Origin of the sequence: Streptomyces roseicoloratus, from assembly GCF_004117935.1 — a bacterium.
Classification (GTDB): domain Bacteria; phylum Actinomycetota; class Actinomycetes; order Streptomycetales; family Streptomycetaceae; genus Streptomyces; species Streptomyces roseicoloratus.
Window position 1 is genome coordinate 22423 of the sequence record NZ_SDOY01000159.1, and the last position, 15125, is coordinate 37547.

13 protein-coding genes are annotated in these 15125 nt (G+C 73.6%); 4 read left to right on the top strand and 9 right to left on the bottom strand.

Annotated features, from left to right (window positions below; genetic code table 11):
- Positions 1 to 190: 190 nt before the first annotated feature.
- The 4 genes from ESG85_RS27750 to ESG85_RS27770 all read right to left on the bottom strand — a co-directional run bounded on the left by ESG85_RS27750 (position 191) and on the right by ESG85_RS27770 (position 4613).
- Complete coding sequence (locus ESG85_RS27750; protein ID WP_246095326.1) at positions 191 to 712, bottom strand: ATP-binding protein; 522 nt, start codon at positions 710 to 712, stop codon at positions 191 to 193.
- Positions 713 to 1246: 534 nt separating this feature from the next.
- Positions 1247 to 2281, bottom strand: a complete 1035-nt coding sequence (locus ESG85_RS27755) for an acyl-CoA dehydrogenase family protein (protein WP_246095327.1) — start codon at positions 2279 to 2281, stop codon at positions 1247 to 1249.
- Between the two features lie 8 nt (positions 2282 to 2289).
- Complete coding sequence (locus ESG85_RS27765; RefSeq protein ID WP_128983923.1) at positions 2290 to 3423, bottom strand: acyl-CoA dehydrogenase family protein; 1134 nt, start codon at positions 3421 to 3423, stop codon at positions 2290 to 2292.
- Positions 3423 to 4613, bottom strand: coding sequence for an amidohydrolase family protein (locus ESG85_RS27770; RefSeq protein ID WP_128983924.1), 1191 nt, complete (start codon positions 4611 to 4613; stop codon positions 3423 to 3425). Before ESG85_RS27770 ends, ESG85_RS27765 begins: the two co-directional genes overlap by 1 nt.
- A 146-nt stretch (positions 4614 to 4759) precedes the next feature.
- On the opposite strand from ESG85_RS27770, the gene ESG85_RS27775 reads away from it, so the two are divergent.
- Positions 4760 to 6283, top strand: a complete 1524-nt coding sequence (locus ESG85_RS27775) for a class I adenylate-forming enzyme family protein (protein WP_246095328.1) — start codon at positions 4760 to 4762, stop codon at positions 6281 to 6283.
- A gap of 144 nt (positions 6284 to 6427) precedes the next feature.
- Here the strand turns inward: ESG85_RS27775 and ESG85_RS27780 are convergent, their stop codons facing one another.
- Entirely contained in the window at positions 6428 to 6802 is a 375-nt protein-coding gene (locus ESG85_RS27780) for an STAS domain-containing protein (RefSeq protein ID WP_128983925.1), read from the bottom strand.
- 250 nt (positions 6803 to 7052) lie between these two features.
- On the opposite strand from ESG85_RS27780, the gene ESG85_RS27785 reads away from it, so the two are divergent.
- Positions 7053 to 7646 (top strand): sigma-70 family RNA polymerase sigma factor, encoded by a 594-nt coding sequence (locus ESG85_RS27785; protein WP_128983926.1) that lies wholly within the window; start codon positions 7053 to 7055, stop codon positions 7644 to 7646.
- On the top strand, positions 7643 to 9025 hold the full coding sequence (locus tag ESG85_RS27790; protein WP_181019134.1) for a zf-HC2 domain-containing protein: 1383 nt from the start codon (positions 7643 to 7645) through the stop codon (positions 9023 to 9025). Before ESG85_RS27785 ends, ESG85_RS27790 begins: the two co-directional genes overlap by 4 nt.
- A gap of 92 nt (positions 9026 to 9117) precedes the next feature.
- On the opposite strand, the gene purU is transcribed toward ESG85_RS27790, so the two are convergent.
- Together purU and ESG85_RS27800 are read right to left on the bottom strand one after the other, a co-directional pair.
- Positions 9118 to 9969 carry a formyltetrahydrofolate deformylase gene (purU, locus tag ESG85_RS27795; protein WP_128983927.1) on the bottom strand — a complete coding sequence of 284 codons (852 nt, stop codon included), beginning with the start codon at positions 9967 to 9969 and terminating at the stop codon, positions 9118 to 9120.
- Between the two features lie 168 nt (positions 9970 to 10137).
- Positions 10138 to 10584 (bottom strand): SCO4402 family protein, encoded by a 447-nt coding sequence (locus ESG85_RS27800; protein ID WP_128984005.1) that lies wholly within the window; start codon positions 10582 to 10584, stop codon positions 10138 to 10140.
- Positions 10585 to 10772: 188 nt separating this feature from the next.
- Between ESG85_RS27800 and ESG85_RS27805 the strand changes: the two genes are divergently transcribed.
- Entirely contained in the window at positions 10773 to 12044 is a 1272-nt protein-coding gene (locus tag ESG85_RS27805) for an ABC transporter substrate-binding protein (RefSeq protein ID WP_128983928.1), read from the top strand.
- A gap of 95 nt (positions 12045 to 12139) precedes the next feature.
- Here ESG85_RS27805 and ESG85_RS27810 read toward each other — a convergent pair whose 3' ends face one another.
- Entirely contained in the window at positions 12140 to 13444 is a 1305-nt protein-coding gene (locus ESG85_RS27810; protein ID WP_128983929.1) for a hypothetical protein, read from the bottom strand.
- A 135-nt stretch (positions 13445 to 13579) separates the two neighbouring features.
- Positions 13580 to 14962, bottom strand: a complete 1383-nt coding sequence (locus ESG85_RS27815; RefSeq protein WP_128983930.1) for an NsdA family TPR-like regulatory protein — start codon at positions 14960 to 14962, stop codon at positions 13580 to 13582.
- Between the last annotated feature and the right edge of the window lie 163 nt (positions 14963 to 15125).

Genomic DNA, 15125 nt, shown 5'->3' on the forward strand with positions numbered 1-15125 from the left:
GCAAGAGCGCAGGGACGCAGGGGCGCATGCCGAGGGGAAACCCCGCGGGTGGCGGCGCGCTCGCGCGCGCCCCGAGCACGGCACGACAGCCGCCACCCGTCACGACCCGCGCTCACCGAGGGGCCGCGCCCCTCGACTCCCCTCACCGAGCGAATCGCTCACCCAAGGGTGATCAATTCGCCACGAACCGTCAACAGGGCACCCAAGAGGGTGACATCCCGGCACCCGGCCCCGGTCCGACACCCGGCCCCGCGACCCGCCCGCCGACCGGCCCGACGCCGGTCGCCGCGGTCCGCGCACCCGGCCCGGCACCCTGCCCGGCGTCCTGCGCCCGGTCGACCTCGCACCAGATGCTCTTGCCCGTGCCCTCGCGCTGCCAGCCCCACCGGTCGGCGAGGCCGTCCACCAGCTCGAGGCCGCGGCCGTTCGTGTCGTCGCCGTCCGCGTGCCGCGGCCGCGGCGGGCAGTCGCTCGCGTCGGCGACCTCGACGCGCACCCCGGCCCCGCCGAACAGCATCCGCAGCACGGCCGGACAGCCCGTGTGCACCACGGCATTGGTCACCAGCTCGGAGATGAGCAGCACCAGCGTCTCCGCCAGCGGCTCGTCGTCCCCTATGCCGGAACCGGCCAGCCGCGAACGCGCCCATCTCCGGGCCCGCCCCACCTCGGCCGGGTCGGGCCCGACCTCCAACTGCACCTGAAGCACCTGCACCGTTCACACCATCCGAACCGGCGAACACACCTTTACGGAACGTGATTCCCTTGTGAGACAGCATGGTTGACGTACAGTCACCGCAACAAGCGCTTCGGGCATATTCCAGCGCGAAGGAGTACGCATGGTCCATACTGTGCGACGCATGCCGCGAGGAGTCGAACGCGGGGCGCGAGCGGCGGGCATTCCCGGACCCGGGACCACCGCATCGGCGGCACCGGCGCGATCCGGGCCCACAAGCACTCGCATCCCACGGAGCGTACCGGAGCCGGAGGCCGACTCCGGCGCGTGACGACCCGGCGAAGGACACAAGACGATATCGACATTCCGTGACAGGTCCACCACATCCTTCGCCCCTCGCACCGGCCCTGCGGCCGGGCCCGCCGACGCTTCCTCCGCCCCGCTACAGCAGGGCGGCCACCCGTTCCTCCGCCCCCGCCACAGCCGGGCCATCCGTTCTTCCGCCCCCGCCACAGCCGGGCCATCCGTTCTTCCGCCCCCGCTACAGCCGGGCCATCCGTTCCTCCGCCCCCGCTACAGCCGGGCCGCCACCAGTTCCTCCGCCGCCGCGCCCGACAGGCCGCGCTCGGCCCGTACCCAGGCCCGTTTCAGGTGCAGGTGGACGTCGGCCTCCCAGGTGAAGCCCATGCCGCCGTACACCTGGAGGCAGTCGCGGGCGCCGTCCAGGGCGGCCTCGTCGGCGAGCAGCCGGGCCCCGGCGACCTCGACGGGATCGGCGGTGACGGCGGCGGCGTAGACGGCGGCGCGGGCGAGCTCCGTGCGCACGAGCATCCGCGCGCACAGGTGCTTGACGGCCTGGAAGGCCCCGATGGGCTGCCCGAACTGCTCCCGGGTACGGGCGTACGCGACGGCGAGCTCGGTCGTGCGGGCGGCCGAGCCGAGCTGCTCGGCGGCGGTGAGCAGCGACGCCTCGTGCGAAGGCGCCCGCCCGTCGGCGCCTGTGCCGGTGCCGGTGCCATGTCCGGTGCCGGTGCCATGTCCGGTGCCGGTGCCATGTCCGGTGCCGGGCAGCCGGTGCAGCGGCGTGAGCGGGTCGACGGAGCGGAGCGGTACGGCGCCCTCCGCCGGGCCGAGGACGACGTCGGCGGCGTCCAGCCATTCCACGAGCTCCCCGTCGGTCCGGGTGACCACGGTCTCGCCCTCCGCCGCCCCGGGCACCTCGCCCGCCGCCAGGTGCGTGGCGACCAGCGGGCCCGGCAGCAGTGCCCGGCCGGCCTCCTCGAAGAGGAGCACGGCCTCGGGCAGTCCGAGGCCGACCCCGCCCGCCGCCTCGGGGAGCCGGAGCGCGAAGAACCCGGCCGCGCCGAGCTCGCGCCACAGCGCGCGGTCGAGGGCCTGGGCCCCTCCCCCACCCTGGGCCCTTCCCCCGCCGTCGCCTTCGCCCGCGCCTGCGCCCGCGCTTTCGGCCACGCCTTCGCCCGCGCCTGCGCCCGTACCCCCGGCCGCTTCCACGGCAGCCCGCAGCGCCTCGCGCCCGAAGCGCCGGTCGAGCAGTTCCCGTACGCCCTGCTTCAGCGCCCGCTGATCGCCGGTCAGTCGGAAGTCCACGGCCGTCCTCACCGCCCCTTCGGCAGGCCGAGGATGCGCTCGGCGACGATGTTCCGCTGGATCTGCGAGGTGCCCGCGGCGATCGTGTACGAGAGGGAGGAGAGCCGGTCCCGGTTCCACTCGCGTCCGAGGTCGAGCGCGTCCGGCCCGAGGACGGCGGCGGCCGTGTCGTACAGCTCCTGGCGGGCGTGCGAGTAGCGCAGCTTGAAGACGGAGCCGCCGACGCCCGGGACGCCGCCGGTGGCCTGGGCCTCGCTGACGTTCCACTGGGTGAGCCGCCACAGGGCCTGGAACTCGGCGCCGAGGCGGCCGAGACGGCGGCGCAGCACGGGATCGTCCCAGCGGCCGTTCTTCCGTGCCGTCCGGGCGAGTTCGCCGAGGAGGCGGCGGCAGGCGACGACCTCGCCGACGAAGGCGGTGCCGCGTTCGAAGGAGAGGGTGACCATGGTGACGCGCCAGCCGTCGTTCTCGTCGCCGACCCGGTTGCCGACGGGGACGCGCACCTCGTCGAGGAACACCTCGGCGAACTCCGTCGACCCGGCGAGCGTCCGCAGCGGCCGGACGGTGACGCCGGGGCCGGACATGGGCATCGCGAGCCAGGTGATGCCGCGGTGCTTCGGGGCTCCGGGATCGGTGCGGACGAGGAGTTCGCACCAGTCGGCGACCTCGGCGTGCGAGGTCCAGATCTTCTGGCCGGTGACGACGTACGCGTCGCCGTCGCGCACGGCCCGGGTCCGCAGCGAGGCCAGGTCGGAGCCGGCGCCGGGTTCGCTGAATCCCTGGCACCAGACCTCGTCGCCGCGCAGCACGGGCCCCAGCCAGCGCTCGCGCTGCTCGGCCGTGCCCTCGGCGGCGATGGTCGGGCCGGCGTGCAGGAGGCCGACGAAGTTGGCGCCGACGTAGGGCGCTCCGGCGCGTTCGGTCTCCTCGAGGAAGATGAGCCGCTGGGTCGGCGAGGCGTCCCAGTGGACGTGCCCGTACCCGGCGTCGTGGAGACGTCGCTGCCAGCCGCAGTCGTAGGCGCGCCGGCCCGGCCAGTCGAGCGGGTCGGGCCTGGGCGGCAGGGTGGGCAGCTCGGCGGCGAGCCACGCGCGCAGCCGGGCTCGGAAGTCCTCCTCTTCCTCCGTGTACGCGAGGTCCATCAGACGATTCCGAGGTCGAGCATGCGGATGGCGTTGCCCCGCATCAGCTTGTAGACGGTCTCGTCGTCGAGGTCCTTGACGTGGTCGAGGGCGACTTCCCTGGTGTGCGGGAAGGTGGAGTCGACGTGCGGGTAGTCGGTCTCGAAGGTGGCGTTGTCGCGTCCGACGACGTCGAGCGACGCGATGCCGTGCTTGTCGCGGAAGAAGCAGCAGAAGATCTGCCGGTAGTAGTACGTGGACGGCGGCTCGGGGATCAGGTCGCGGACGCCGCCCCAGGCGCGGTGCTCCTCCCACACGTCGTCGGCGCGCTCCAGGGCGTACGGGATCCAGCCCATCTGGCCCTCGCTGTAGGCCAGCTTCAGCCGGGGGAACTTCACGAGCACGCCGCTGAAGAGGAAGTCCATCATCGAGGCCATCGCGTTGTTGAAGCTGAGCGAGGCCTGGACGGCGGGCGGGGCGTCGGGGGACGCGGCGGGCATCTGGCTGCTGGAGCCGATGTGCATGTTGACGACCGTGCCGGTCTCCTGGCAGACGGCGAAGAAGGGGTCCCAGTAGCCGGAGTGGATGGACGGCAGGCCGAGGTGGGTGGGGATCTCGGAGAAGGTGACGGCCTTGACGCCGCGGGCGGCGTTGCGCCGGATCTCGGCGACCGCGAGGTCGATGTCCCAGAGCGGGATGATGCAGAGCGGGATGAGCCGGCCGCCGCTGTCGCCGCACCATTCCTCGACCATCCAGTCGTTGTAGGCGCGGACGCAGGCGAGGGCGACCTCCTTGTCCTTCGCCTCGGCGAAGGTCTGGCCGCAGAAGCGCGGGAAGGTGGGGAAGCAGAGGGAGGCCTCGACGTGGTTGAGGTCCATGTCGGCGAGCCGTGCCACGGGGTCCCAGCAGCCGCGCCGCATCTCCTCGCGGGTGATGCCCTCCAGGGTCATGTCGTCGCGGTCGAAGCCGACGGCGGCGATGTTCCGCTTGTACGGGAACTTCAGGTCCTCGTAGATCCACCAGTCGGTGGGCGGCCCGTCGGGGTCCATCGTGATCTGGTACCTGCCGCCGACGTACGCCAGCTCGCCGATGCCCGCGGTGAGGGGCCGGGGCCCCCGGTCGCGGTACTTGGCCGGCAGCCAGGTCTCGAAGAGGTGCGCGGGCTCGATCACGTGGTCGTCGACGCTGATGATGCGGGGCAGTTCCGTCATGACCCCTCCGATTCCTGAAGACCATTTCTGATGACCCGTCAGATACAGGCCCGGCATCAGGCTAGCCGCGCACCCCTGGACCGACAAGGACCGGCCCTCTACGCTCTCCGCACGAACTGACGCATCGTCAGGAATGGAGGTTCCCGGTGACCGCCATCGAGACCGCGACGGAGACCGCGCACGACCTGGGCGCGTCCCGCACCCTCTGGGAGCTCGTCGAGCGCCGCGCCGCGCTCACCCCCGACCGGCCCGTCCTGCTCCAGGACGACCGGGTCCTCACCTTCGGCGAACTCCGCGACCGGGCCGAACGCTGCGCCGCCGGCCTCCACGGCATGGGCGTGCGCCCCGGCACCGTCGTCGCCTGGCAGCTGCCCACCCGGATCGAGACCGCGGTGCTGTCCTTCGCGCTCGCCCGCCTCGGCGCCGTACAGTCCCCGGTCATCCCGTTCTACCGGGACAAGGAGGTCGGCTTCGCGCTGCGCGAGTCCGGCGCCGAGTACTTCGCCGTCCCCGGCGTCTGGCGCGGCTTCGACCACACGGAGATGGCCCGCCGGCTCGGCGCGCGCGGCGTCTTCGAGGCGTACGACACGGACACCCTGCCCGACGACGACCCCGGCGTCCTGCCCGCGCCGCCCGCCTCGGGCACCGACGTCCGCTGGATCTACTGGACCTCGGGCACCACCTCCGACCCCAAGGGCGTGCTGCACACCGACCGCTCGCTCCTCGCGGGCGGCTCCTGCCTCGCCCACGCCCTCCGCCCGAACGCCGAGGACGTCGGCTCGATGGCCTTCCCGTACGCGCACATCGCCGGGCCCGACTACACGGTGATGCTCCTCCTGTACGGGTTCCCCGCCGTCATGTTCGAACATTTCGCGCTGCCGGACGCGCTCGACGAGTACCGCAGGCACGGCGTCACGGTCGCCGGCGGGTCCACCGCCTTCTACTCGATGTTCCTCGCGGAGCAGCGCAGGCGGCCCGGCGGGCCGATCATCCCGACGCTGCGGCTCCTCGCGGGCGGGGGCGCACCCAAGCCGCCGGAGATCTACCACGCGGTGGTACGGGAGCTGGGCTGCCAGCTGACGCACGGCTACGGCATGACCGAGGTCCCGATGATCACCATGGGCGATCCCCGCGACACCCCGGAGAACCTGGCCACGACCGAGGGCCGGCCGCCCGCCGGGATGGAGATACGCATCGCGGAGGGCGGCGAGGTCCGGCTGCGCGGCGAGGCGGTCTGCCGCGGCTACCTCGACCCCGCGCAGACCGCCGCCGCCTTCGACGAGGAGGGCTTCCTGCGCACCGGCGACCTGGGCCGGCTGACCGCCGACGGCCATCTCGTGCTCACCGGCCGCCTCAAGGACGTCATCATCCGCAAGGGCGAGAACGTCTCCGCGAAGGAGATCGAGGACCTCCTCCACCGCCATCCCGGCGTCGCCGACGCGGCGGTCGTCGGCCTCCCGGACGCCGAACGCGGCGAGCGCGTCTGCGCCGTGGTCGAACAGCCCCCGGGCGCCGAACCGCTCACCCTGGAGACGGTCACCGCCTTCCTGCGCGAGGCCGGACTCTCGGTCTTCAAACTCCCGGAGCAGCTGGAGCTGGTGGAGTCCCTGCCGAGGAACGAGACGCTGCGGAAGGTGCTGAAGTACAAGCTGCGCGAGTGGTACGGGTAGGGGCCGGGCCGAGCCGTGTGAGTGGTACGGGTGGGGGCTCGGCCGACGGCTCGGGCCGAGCCGTGCGAGTGGTACGCGTGGGGGCTCGGCCGACGGCTCAGGCCGAGCCGTGCGAGTGGTACGCGTGGGGGCTCGGCCGACGGCTCAGGCCGACAGGGGGGCCGTCCGCTCGTCGAGGGCGGCCGGGACGTCCTCGTACACCTCGAAGAGGCGGCGGACGCCGAGCGCGGCGAGGACCCGGTTGACGTGCGCGCCGTCCTCGGCGCCGCGGGCGGGCAGGATCAGCCGGAGCCGGCCGCCGCACGACCGCATCAGCCGGCGCGCGGCGACGAGCACGCCGACACCGCTGGAGTCGCAGAAGCGGACCGCCGAGAGGTCGAGGACCACGTCGTGACGGCCGCCCGCGACGGCCGCGTGGACGCGTCTGCGGATCAGCGGGGAGGTGACCAGGTCCAGCTCTCCGCTGATGCGCAGTACGGTCCACGGTTCCTGCTCGTTCTCGTCGACCTGGATCGTCACGAGCGGCGCCTTTCAGACATCGGGACACGCGAACGAGCCAAACGGAGCCCGCCCTTCCTGTCACCTCCCGCTGCCCGTTCGCACCGCTCCGAAACCCCTGGGCGGCGGCTTGGCGCTTTCCTTACCATCCGGCGGACCGTCAAGGGCGCACTTGCCGCAAAGAGAAGTGCGCCGGGTGCGGGCACACTACTTTGGGAAGGAAGAACGGATCGGAGAGGTCGGTCGGCAGGTCGTCGGGAGGGTGTCGGACATGGCGACGAAGGACACACCGCCGCGCTGGGACCGCAAGATGCAGCAGCGGCTGGCGCGCGGCGAGGCCGCGGCGCTCGGCGAGCTCTACGACAGGTTCGCCTCGCTCGTGCACAGCCTCGCCCACCGCGTGCTCGACGACGACGACGCCGCCGACCAGATCACCCGCGAGGTCTTCGGCTACATCTGGGAGAACCCCGACGCCTACGACCCGAAGCAGGGCAACATGCGTTCCTGGGTCGCCCGGCTCACCCAGCGGCAGGCCGTGCACCGGCTGCGGCAGGCGGAGGCGCTGGCGTTCGCGGAGCGCGGCGAGGGCACGGCGGAGGAACTGGAGCAGAAGGTGCGCCGGGCCTCGGTCGCGGCCCGCGCCGACTACATCGTGACGTCCATGCCGACACCGCTGCGGCAGGCCCTGGAGCTGGCCTACTTCCAGCGCCGGGACTACCGGCAGACGGCCGCGGACCTCGGCGTGACGGAGGACGAGGCGCGGCGCCGGCTGCGGCTCGGGCTCCAGCTGCTGTCGACGGCCAACACCCGCCCGCTGGAAGGCTCCTCGCCGCCCGGCGCGGGCGGTTACGGACGGTCGCTGTGAGCGGGGCGAACGACGATCCCGAGGAGATCGCACGCGCCCCGTGGATACCGGGCCCGCGCCGGGCGGCCGACGACCACGCGGACCTGACCTCGCCGCCGCCACCGCCGTCGCCGTCGTCATCGTTCGCGGAGTCGTCGCCGTTCGACGAGTCGTCGCCGTTCGCGGAGTTCGCGGAGCCCTCGCCGTTCGACGAGTCGTCCGCGACCGGCCTCCCGCCCGCCCGGGACGCCCGGGAAGTGCCGGAGGTGCCGGAAGTCCCGGCGCTCCCGGAGCTCCTCGACCTGCCCCACCGGACCCTGAAGTCGCTGCTCGGCGCCTGGGCGCTGTCCGCCTGCTCGCCCGAGGAGACCCGGACCGTCGAGGCCCACCTCACCGAGTGCGCCCCGTGCGCGGACGAGGCGCTGCGGCTGCGCGACGCGGTCGGACTGCTGCACGCCGAGCGCGACCTGGACCTGGACCCGCTGCTGCGGTCCCGGGTCCTGGAGAACTGTCTGGGCCGCCGCCCCGCCCGTATCCCCGTGCCCGCCTGGGCCGCGCCGTACGACGCGGAGACCGCCCGGCTCGACGCGCTGCTGCGCGACATCGGCGAGGCGGAGTGGCACGCGCCGGTGCGGCTGAAGTGGTTCGAGGGCGAGCGCGCCGTGAACCGGAAGACCACGGTGGCCGGCGTGCTCGGCCATCTGCTGGCCGTGGACGGCCTGGTGGCCGCCTCGCTCGGGCTCGACGACCCGCTCGGCGCGGGCATCGCGGAGCTGTCGCCGGCCGAGCGGACCGAGGCGTACTGGAAGTCCTCCGCCCGGCCGCCGACCCGGGCGGTCCGCGAGCCGTGGCGGGACCAGAGCCACACGCTGATCCGCACGGTGTCGTTCGCCGGCCGCGGCGTCGCGGACCTGACCGTCACGTACGGGGACTTCGCGCTGCCGCTGCGGGACTCGCTCCTCGAGCGGGCCTTCGAGTGCTGGGTGCACGCGGACGACATCGCGAACGCGGTGGACTACCCGTACGACCCGCCGAGCGGCAGTCATCTGCACGGCATGATCGACCTGGCCGCCCGCCTCCTCCCGGCGGCCCTCGCCGACCGCCGCCGCCTGGGCCTGGCGGCCCCGGCCCGCGAACTCGTGACGGCCGGCTCGCCCGGCCGCTCGCTCCACCTGGAGATCGAGGGCGCGGGCGGCGGCCACTGGTACATCGCCCTGGACTCGCCCGCCGCGCTCGGCTCCCCGGACCACGCGGTGGCCCAGGTCGCGATGGACGGCGCCGAGTTCTGCCAGCTGCTCGCCGGCCACGTACCGCCGCAGGACGCGGCCGCGGGCCAGGACGGCGACCGCGAGGCCATCCGCGACGTCCTCTTCGCGGCGGCCTCGCTGAGCCGGATGTAGGGCCGACGGCGGTCGACGGCGCCGGCCTGCGGCCGCGCGCGGTCAGGCGTCACGGGACCGGGGAGCCGGGGCCCGCGCGAAGAGGGCGCGGGCTACGCGAAGACGACCGTGCGGTGGCCGTTCAGGAGGATGCGGCGTTCCGCGTGCCACTTCACGGCGCGCGCCAGGGCCTGGCACTCGACGTCGCGGCCGATCGCGACGAGCTGGTCGGGCGTGACCTCGTGGCCGACGCGCTCGACCTCCTGCTCGATGATCGGGCCCTCGTCGAGGTCGGCCGTCACGTAGTGGGCCGTGGCGCCGATCAGCTTCACACCGCGGGCGTGGGCCTGGTGGTAGGGCTTCGCGCCCTTGAAGCTCGGCAGGAAGGAGTGGTGGATGTTGATGATCCGCCCCGAGAGCTGCTTGCACAGGTCGTCGGAGAGCACCTGCATGTAGCGGGCCAGCACGACCAGTTCGACGCGCTCTTCCCGGACCAGGTCCAGGAGTTCCGCCTCCGCCTGGGCCTTGTTGTCCCTGGTGACCGGAATGTGCCGGAACGGGATGTCGTACGAGGCGACGAGCTCGGCGAAGTCGGTGTGGTTGGACACGACCGCGGCGATCTCGACCGGCAGCGCGCCGATCCGCGAGCGGAACAGCAGGTCGTTCAGGCAGTGGCCGAACTTCGACACCATCAGCACGACGCGCATCCGCTCGTCGGCCCGGTGGATCTGCCAGTCCATCGCGAACGAGTCGCCCACCGCGGCGAAGCTCGCGCGCAGCTTGTCCACGGTGACGGGGGACTCGGCCGAGAAGTGGACCCGCATGAAGAAGAGACCCGTGTCACGGTCTCCGAACTGCTGACTGTCCTCGATGTTGCATCCCGTGATGAAGAGGTAGCTCGACACGGCGTGCACGATGCCCTGCTTGTCGGGGCAGGAGAGGGTGAGGACGTACTGGTCGGTCATCCGCCTAGCCTGCCACACGCGGAGGACGGGAATGCCGCCTCGTCCGTCACGCGGACAGCCGGACGGACGCCGGGCGGATGCGGCGGTGCCGGCCCGGACGGACGCCGGGCGGGCGGGCCGCGGACGCCGGGCGGGCAGGCCGCGGACGCCGGGCGGGCCCGGGCGGGCTCAGGCCGAGCGGGTCATGATCCGGAGGACGTCCAGCGAGCGCGGCGGGTCGTCCGGGTCCTCGCCGTCCGCCGTCGCCATGCGCACGTGCGCCTCGCGGGCGGCCCGTACGGCCTCCGGCCAGGCATGGTGCTCCAGGTACGCGGAGACCGGGGCGTCCGCGCCGACCTGGTGCATGATGCGCAGCACCCGCAGCACGGCCACGTCGACGAGGGCGGCCTCGCCGGAGTCGCGGAAGATCGTCCCCACGTACTTCTCGGCGGACCAGCTGTCCAGCCAGGTGTCCTCCACCAGCCGGTAGACGGCGTCGGTGACGTCGCCGAACCCCTCCTGGCCGGCCAGCCAGGTCGTCTCGTGGAACTCCGGGTCCGAGAGCATGTGCAGCGCGGAGCGCACGTTGGCGCGCCAGCGCCACCACGGCATGTCGTTGAGCGGCATGCCGCCCATGGTGGAGGAGCGGCGGGCGCGACGGGAAGGGTTCATCGAAGGGGAGGTACCAGCGGACACCGTCCGATCGTACGGTCCCCCACCGACAGCCCCGGTTCCGCCCCCACCCCCGCAATTCACCGTGCCGTCACCCCGTGTCGACCCGTTCTCACCACAGGGTTACCCCCGGGGCGGAAGTCTGCGTGCTCATGACCGGCAGGCGACTTTCCCCACTCCTCGCGTACGTCACCGCAGCGGCGGCCGGAGCGTCGCTGCTCACCGGCTGCGGCGCGCTCCCCGGGACCACGGGAGGCGGCTCCCGCGAACCCGTCACCGTCATGACCTGGGCGCCCGAGCAGACCCGCGCCACCAACATGCCCGGCATGCCCGCCATGGCCCAGGCCTACGCCCGCTGGGTCAACGCCGGCGGCGGCATCGACGGCCACGAGCTGCGCGTGCTCACCTGCAACGAGCAGAACACCAACGCCGGCGCCGCCGCGTGCGCCCGCCGCGCCGTCCACGAGGGCGCCGTCGCCGTCGTCGGCTCGTACAGCCAGTTCGGCCGCGCCTTCATGGCCCCGCTGGAGGCCGCCGGCATCCCGTACATCGGCGGCTACGGCATCTCCGAGGACGAGTTCACCAGCTCCCTCTCCTACCCCGTGAACGGCGGCCAGGCCTCCCTCGTCGCCGGCCACGGCATGCAGCTCGCCGCGAACTGCCGCACCGTCTCCCTCGTCCGCCCCGACACCATCGCCGGCGACAAGCTGCCCGACCTGCTCAACTCCGGGCTCCGCAAGGACGGCCACAGCGGCGCGGTCGACATCCCGGCGGTCGAGGACGCCGCCGAGTACACCGCGTCCGCGCGCAGGGCCCGTACGAAGGCGGGGACCGAGGACGGCTGCGTCACGGCCGTGCTCGGCGAACGCACCCAGACCTTCTTCGACTCCTTCCGCCGGCTGCCCGACGAGGGCGGGGACGACGCCGGCGCCGGCACCGTGCGGATCTCCTCCGTCCTCGGCAGCGTCGGCCAGCCGCTCATCGACCGCTCCGGCGGCGCCCGCGGCCCGTTCGAGGGCGCCTACGTCACCGGCTGGTACCCGGACGCCGGCGACAGGGCCTGGGAGCCGATGAAGAAGGTGATCAGGGAGCACGCCTTCGCGGACAACCGGGTCGATCCGGCGGACGCGGGCGTGCAGACCACGTGGATCGCGTACACCGTCCTGCGTCAGGTCGTCGAGTCGCTCGACAGCGACTCGGTGTCCGCGCTGCGGATCAGCCACGCCCTCGACCAGGGCGCGGAGATCGACACCGGTGGTCTCACCCCGCCGCTGCGCTGGCGCTACGACGACCTGCTCGGCGCGCGCGGCTTCCCCCGGATCGTCAACCACGAGGTGACGTTCCAGGTGGTGCGCCGGGGCAGGCTGGTGGCGCAGAGGCCGGGCTTCGTCGACGTGGGCGAGACGGTCCTGACGGCACCGTGACGGCCGGAACGGGCGACGTGACGGCCGGGACGGAGAACGTGACGGCCGGGACGGGGACGTGACGGCCGGGAACCCCGTCCGCGGCCGACGGTCGCCTACAGCTGCGTGTACGTGCGCTTCGGCAGGCCGTACTTGTCCGCGGTCGGGTTCCACAGCCCGGCCGCCTGCTTCTTGGCGGCCGTCGCCTCCTGGCTCTTCTTGTCGCCGTCGTTGGTGTGGCTGGTGTTCCGGGCGTGGCCGCCCTTGCAGACCTTCTTGTTGCCCTTCGCCTGGTCCGCCCAGGCCGCGTAGTGGTCGTCGGCGGCGGCCGAGGCCTGCCAGGCCCTGACCAGGGAGGCGGACAGGGCCGTGTGGTTCGGCACCTTGTCCACGGACAGCGACTGGAGGCGGGTGACCAGTTCGCGCCGCTGCTTGGCCGCGCCGCGCAGGTCGCTCGCCGCCTGGTCGAGGTTGTCGCACCGGCGGATCGACGCGACGGCGCGGATCACCGCGTCGCGGCTGTCGTTGCTGTCCGCGAGGAGCTTGTCGAGCGCCTCGGCCTGCTCCTTGGCCGGGTCGGCGGCCTGCTCGGACGGCTGGGAGGACGGGGCGGCCGAACTGGCGGCCACGTTCTGCCCCTTGCCCGAATCGCCCTTCTTGTCGTCGCCGTCGCCGCCGCTGAGCAGCGCGCCCGCGCCGAGACCGACCACGGCGCAGCCGGCGACGACGGCCGCGATCAGCGCGACCGGCGACTTGCGGCGCGGCGGCTCGGGCTCGTCGTCGTAGTACGCGTCCTGGTAGCCGTACTGCTGCTGGGGCTGGGGGTGCTGGGGGTGCTGGGGCGCCTGCGGCGGCTGGTAGTGCTGCTGCGGCGCGGGCGGCGCCTGGTGCTGTGGCGCCGGGCGCTGCGGGGTCTCGCTGCGGAACAGGTTGTCGAAGTCCGCGAGCGGCGGCCGCTCGGGCTGCGCCTGCTGCGGCGGTACGGACTGCTGCGGTGGCACGGGCGCCATGTACTGGGTCGCCTGGGCGTCCGGCCCGGCCACCGGCGGCAGGTACTGCGTGGCCGCCTCGCCGGCCTGCGGGGCCACGGGCGGGATGTACTGCGTCGCCTGGGCGTCCGGTCCCTGCGGCGGCACCGCCCCGAGGTACTGCGTCGCCTGCGCGTCCGGCTGCGGATAGCCGTAGCCCGGCTGCGGGGCGGCGGGCGGCGGGTAGCCGTAACCCGGCTGCGGCGCCGGCGCCGCGGGCTGCGGATAGCCGTAGCCCTGCTGCGGGCCCGGCGGTGCGGCCGGCGGCTGCGGCGGGACCGGCGGCAGGTACTGCGTCGCCTGGGCGTCCGAGGAGCCACCAGGGGTCACCTCAGGGGGGAGGGGCTGAGCGGCCGGATACTGCTGCTCCGGCCCCTGTCCGCTGTGCGTCACCGGGACTCCTACTGATGGACCTACGAAACCGTCGGCCCACGCTACCGGGTGCGCGCTACGGCCCGCACACACGTGTGACAGAGGTGTGACGTTCACCGCTGCGCGGCACGCCTCACGCCCCGCGCGGCCACCGCCTCACGCCGCGTGCCGGTCCAGCCGCGCCCGGAACTCCCGTACCGGCGCCTCCCCCGCGTACGGCTCGAGCCGCTCCCCCAGGTCGCCCAGGTACTCCACGCCCCGGGAGGAACGGAGGGTCGAGAGGAGTTCGAGGGCGCGGGTGCCGGTGCGGCAGGCCTGCTCGACCTCGCGCTGCTGGACCTGCGCCGCGGCGAGCAGCGCGAGGCCGATCGCGCGCCGGCGGGCGCGGCCCTCCGGGTGGCCGGCGAGGGAGCGTTCGGCCGCGCGGGCCGCCTCCCGCGCCTGCCCCAGGTCACGGTGGCAGTGGGCCAGCTCGTCCGACAGGTACGCCTCGTCGAAGTGGGCGATCCAGGCCGGGTCGTCGCCCGACTCGGGATCGGCGGCGGCCAGCGCCTCCTCGGCGAGCCCCGCGACCCGGCCGAAGGCGGTGGCGTCGCCGAGCAGCGCGTGCCCACGGGCCTCCGCGGCGAGGAACATGGCCTGGGCGCGCGGCGGCACCTGGCCCCGGGCGCCCTCCTGCGCGGCCCGCGCGAGCTGCGCGATCTCGCGCGGGTTGCCGAGCTGTGCGGCGAGGTGGCTCATGGACGCGGCCAGCACGTAACCGCCGTACGCCCGGTCGCCGGCGGCCTGCGCGAGCCGCAGGGCCTGGATGTAGTAGCGCTGGGCGAGGCCGGGCTGGCCGGTGTCGACGGCCATGTACCCGGCGAGTTCGGTGAGGCGCGCGGCCGCCGCGAACAGCTCGCGTCCGACCGCCTCCCGGTAGGAGCCGGAGAGCATGCCCGACACCACGCTGTTGAGGTAGTGGACGACGACCGGCCGGACGTGGCCGCTGCCGAACTTACGGTCCAGGTCGACCAGGGCGTCCGTCATCGCCCGCACCGCCGCGACGTCCGAGGCGCCGACCCGCGCCCCGGCGGACCGGGCGACCAGCGGGTCGGCGCCGGTGATCAGCCAGTCCCTGCTCGGTTCGACGAGCGCGGAGGCGGCGACCGTCGAACCGGACAGGAAGTCCCGCCGGCCCACGTCGCTGCGCCACAGCTCGCATACCTGCTCGATCGCCCCGAGCACGGTCGGCGCGAACTGGAGGCCGACGCCCGAGGCGAGGTTGCGGCCGTTGGCCATGCCGACCTCGTCGATGGTGACGGTACGGCCGAGCTTGCGGCCCAGCGCCTCGGCGATGATGCCGGGCGCCCTGCCCCGCGGCTGCTGGCCGCGCAGCCAGCGGGCCACCGAGGTCTTGTCGTAGCGCAGGTCGAGGCCGCGCTCCGCGCCGACCATGTTGACCCTGCGGGCGAGGCCGGCGTTGGAGCACCCGGCCTCCTGGATGAGCGCCTGCAGCCGTTCGTTGGGCTGACGGGCGACGAGTGGCCTGGCTGCCATGATGACTACCCCCTGAGGCCGGTACGGTGATCGACTGGCTGATCACTGCCCGGCGGATATCCGGTCAATGCAGATGTGAACACGCGAAACCGGACACGTCGGTCGCGCGCTACGGCACTGCCGCGCGGCCCCGCACCGCACGGCCGTACGGCACGGCGACGAC